Here is a 4,098-nt window from a genome sequence, read left to right as displayed (position 1 = left end):
TGCGTATCGGTGCTGTATATCCCCAATGCGGAAAGCCGCATTCGCAAGTAACGACGTTCATCGGTGATCAACCGGATCCGGCGCTGCAGTTCGTCTTCCGCGTGGTAGGACGCCGCGACGGCGAGCAGGCTGGTGATCGCAATGCCGAACGGCAGCTGGTGCGACCACAGCGTCCGGGCCAGCCCTTCCGACGCCACCCCGTAGCCGATCCGCAGGCCCGCGAGGCCATAGGCCTTGGAGAAGGTCCGCACCACGACGACATTGGGAAACTGCGCGACCAGCGTCGGCAGGTCGAGCCGGTGCTCGGGCTCGGTGAATTCGATGTACGCCTCGTCGAGCAGCACCACGGTGTCCCGGGGCACCCGGCGCAGGAATCGCAGCAATTCGGCGACGGGCTCCAGCGTGCCGGTCGGGTTGTGCGGGCGGCACACCACCACCACGCGGGCCGCCGCGGCCGCGTCGGCCAGCGCGTCGAGGTCGTTGTGGCCGTGCTCGTTCAGGGGAACGGTCAGCGGGTTCAGCCGTGCCATCTGCGCGACGATCGGATAGCCGTCGAATGTCGGCGAGGCCATCGCGATGGTGTCTCCCGCAACGGTCAACGCCTGCAACGCCTGCAACGCGACACCGGTGGCGCCGGCACCGAGCACCACCCTGTCGGCCGGCACCCCGACGTAGCCGGCGATCAGGCCGCGCAACCGCTCGGGCAGGAATTCCGGATAGCGGTTGGCCACGTAAACGGAGCGGATCAGCGCCAGCCGCACCGCCGGCAACGGCGGGAACGGATTCTCGTTGAGCGATAAGGCAAGCGGATCGATCGCGTTGGGAAGCGCGTCGCCGACGTCACCGAGCACGGCGGTCTGCATCAGCCCCGCCCGCCCCAGCGCACCGCCGCCGCGCCGGCGAAGTCTCCGGCATGCGCGAAGGCGGCCATCATGACCACGTCCCCGTTCAAGACCTGGCCGTCGGAGATCGCACGGTCTAAGTTGATCGGGATCCCGGCGCCGAACAGGTTGCCGCACTCGTCGAACGTGTCTCGGTGTCGTTCCTTTCCCAACTCGAGCGCGTCACGCCAGTTGCGCAAAAACGCCCTGTTGGGCTGGTTGGTGACCAGCAGGTCAATGTCCTTGGCGGGCAACCCGATTCGGTCGCACACCGCCAGGGCCACCTCGGGAACCTGCCGGTTGCCGCGGGCCAGCACCTTGGTGATCTTGCTTTCGGTGAAGCCGATGCTGCCCTCTCCGGGTCCGGCCGCCCCCACTTGCGGGGCGGGTCATAGGACAGCGTCATCTCCCCCGCGTATTCGCCGTAGGTGCGACACTCGACGTCGAGGATCGGCGATTGGTCGCCGACGGTCACCAGACCGACGGCAGCCCCATCGCCGGGCACCGCCGACTGCGCCTTGCGGCGAATCGTCGGCTGATCGAAGAACTGGCCCGCCGCGTTCTGCGCGATGGCGATCAGGGCGGTGTGGCCGTCGCCCGACGCCAGTAGTTTACGAGCGACGTTGAGCGCCAACACGAATGCGGCACAACCGCCGTTGTTGAGGTCGAGCACCCAAGACGGCCGCATGCCGAGCCGGTGTGCGATGCCGCCGCCCTGGCCGTAGAACGCCATGTCGGGTACCTGCGTGTGGGTGATCAGCACGTCGGCGCCCTCGATGACGTCGTGACCGTGCCGCTCGATCAGTCCCTGGGCCGCGCGCTCGATCATGTCGACCGAACTCTCATCGGGTGCGACGTGATGGCGAAACTTCGGCGCCTTGAACATGACGTTGTCGCGCAGATCGTCGGATTCGGCGAACTGGGCGTAGTAGTCGGCGGCGATCGGCTCGCCGGGCAGGTACGTGGAGACGTCGATCAGGCTGACGCTGGAGTTACCCATGATGTGTTCACCTCATCCAGTTGGGCGTCACGGGAAGGCCGTTGCGGTGCCGGTACTCCGCGATCGCCTTGAGGTTGTTCATCTCCAGCAGGTGGCCGGCAGCGAACATGTCCCAGAAGTCGCCGACCCAGACCGGGCGCTCTGCCGGTGCGGTCTCGGGGTACGGATTGTGGTCGTAGAAGGGGTGATGGCAATTGGTCCACAGCACAACGGATCCCGGCTTGTCCAGGACGGTTTGGGCGTCGATTACCCGCATCAGGTAGATCATCCACAGGTGCGTGCCCTGATCCCAGGCGCAGTGGTAGTCGACGGTGCGAACCTCTTTGTTGGCCACGGTTCGGGTGTAGATCCTGGTCTCCGAGCCCAGCCGGTCGAAGGCCAGCCACAGGCCGGGTTCATCGGTGGGGGTGAAGCCGCGCAGGCTGTATGTCCACTCCTCCAGGCTGCGAGTGTCGGCCATGTACTCGTACAGTTCGTCGGGCGGACAGTCGATGTAATCGTTGACGGTGCAGTATTCACCGAAGACCTGGTCGTGCGGATACACCGACCGCATCATGTCCATGATGATCGGGGTGGCCTTCTCCCGGGGACTGGTTTCGATGCGGGTGACCCCGTCGATGACGTCGGGAATATCGTCAAGCGCTGGCAGCGACATTGGTGTGGTTCTCCTTCGCGATTGAAATCTCATCTACGGCAGTGCGTTTCGCTGCCGTCGCGGTGAGAAAAGGCGCAAACGGCGGGATCTCGTCGGCGGCACACTCGACGCTGACCACCGCGGGGCCGTCGATGTCGAGTGCCGCACCCATCGCCGCGGCCAACCCGTTGAGGTCGTTGACGTCCATAGACGTCAATCCCGGGAACATGGCCGCCAGGCCGGCGCCCAGCCTGCTGTGACGAAAACGGTTGTAGCTGTAGCGGTCTTCGTAGAACAGCTGCTCGCGGGTCACGCACATGGCGTGGGCATTGTTGTTGAACAGCACGAACGTCACCGGAAGGCGGTATTGCACGGCCGTGTGGACCTCCATGCCGTGCATGAAGAAGGCGCCGTCGCCGGCGATCACCACGGTGCGCCCGCCGGGCCGACCGCTGTTGTGCCGCCCGAACGCCATTCCTATTCCGGCGCCGAAGCTGTAGCCCATGCCGCCCATCCCGAGCGCGACCACGAACCTGCCACCGCGGCGCACCGGCAGATAGTGGATCGCCGCCGCGCCCGTGTTTCCCGCGTCGACCACGATGTCGGCTCCGTCGGGCAGTGCGCCGTCCAGCACCGCCATGGCATCGCGGTACCGCACGCCGCTTCCATCGAAGGGCGGAGGTGTCATCTCGCTGCGCCGCACCACGTCGGGCACGCGCAGGCCGGTCGGCCGCCCATGACCGCGCAGGGCCTGGATCAGCATGCGCAATGAGCCGCGCAGGTCGTCGGTGTGCACATGGGTGCACGGGAAATATGGCGGGGCCGACCCGATCGAGACCGTCCGCACCGCGGCCAGCGCGTCGTCCAAGCCGGCGCGTGCGGTGACCGTCAGCCGGGTGCCGACAACGAGGCACACCGCGCTCGTCGCCACCACTTCGGCCACGCTCGGATGCCCCATCACACCGGTCACCCCGAGCGCCGAGGACGACCCGAAGCCCGGTGCGCCGGCGACGTCCTTCGCGTCCGGGACGGTGGCGACCCGCGCGCGCAGCAGCGCGCGCAGCTGCTCGAGCTCGGCGCGGGCATCATCGCGGGCCACCTGCTCGCCGGCGATGATGGTGATCTGCCCGGTCGCGCTGCGCAATTCGCGCACGATCGCCTGTGGGTTGCCGATCGGCGCGGCCGGTGGTCGCACGTCTCGACTGTTGCGGTTGCCGCCCTCGACGCGCGCCTGCTGAATGTCCTTGGGCAGCAACAACACCGCCGGCCCGCCGGAGCGCGCCGCGGCCACGGCCCGCGGTAATGCCGAGACGATGTCGTCGGCGTCAAGCAGTCGTTCGCAGAACACCGACACGCCCGCGAACAGCGCCTCGGCGTTCAATGATCCGTTGCGGCCGCTGGTGTCCTGGAAGCTGCCGCGGCCGTCCATCGTGGTGGCGGGTTGGCCGACGAGGGCGAGTACCGGGACGCGGCTGGCGAGCGACTCGCCCAGCGCCGCGAGCAGATTCAGCGCGCCGCCGCCCGAGGTCGCCGCGACCACTCCGAGACCGGCCCCGCTTCGGCTGTATCCGTCGGCCATCGTG

At 67.5% G+C, this 4,098-nt stretch carries 3 protein-coding genes and 1 pseudogene; all 4 read right to left on the bottom strand.

Annotation, left to right across the window (positions count from 1 at the left end):
• Window positions 1-863 (bottom strand): aminotransferase class I/II-fold pyridoxal phosphate-dependent enzyme (locus tag JOZ00_RS02945; protein ID WP_293339393.1); only part of this gene is annotated, 863 nt, incomplete at its 3' end.
• Window positions 863-1,881 (bottom strand): annotated as a pseudogene (locus JOZ00_RS02940) (ketoacyl-ACP synthase III family protein). The gene JOZ00_RS02945 and the pseudogene JOZ00_RS02940, both read right to left, overlap by 1 nt.
• 7 nt (window positions 1,882-1,888) lie before the next feature.
• Window positions 1,889-2,536, bottom strand: a complete 648-nt coding sequence (locus tag JOZ00_RS02935; protein ID WP_293339390.1) for an SRPBCC family protein — start codon at window positions 2,534-2,536, stop codon at window positions 1,889-1,891.
• Window positions 2,517-4,098 (bottom strand): thiamine pyrophosphate-dependent enzyme (locus JOZ00_RS02930; RefSeq protein WP_293339387.1); only part of this gene is annotated, 1,582 nt, incomplete at its 5' end. The genes JOZ00_RS02930 and JOZ00_RS02935, both read right to left, overlap by 20 nt.

Source organism: Mycobacterium sp., assembly GCF_019243155.1.
Taxonomy (GTDB): Bacteria; Actinomycetota; Actinomycetes; order Mycobacteriales; family Mycobacteriaceae; genus Mycobacterium.
The sequence above is the reverse complement of the archived record's forward strand: the minus strand, read 5'-3'. Positions and strand labels throughout refer to the sequence as shown.

Excerpts from the sequence above, each read along its gene's own strand:
- JOZ00_RS02935 (WP_293339390.1), bottom strand. The coding sequence starts at position 2,536 with ATGTCGCTGCCAGCGCTTGACGATATTCCCGACGTCATCGACGGGGTC.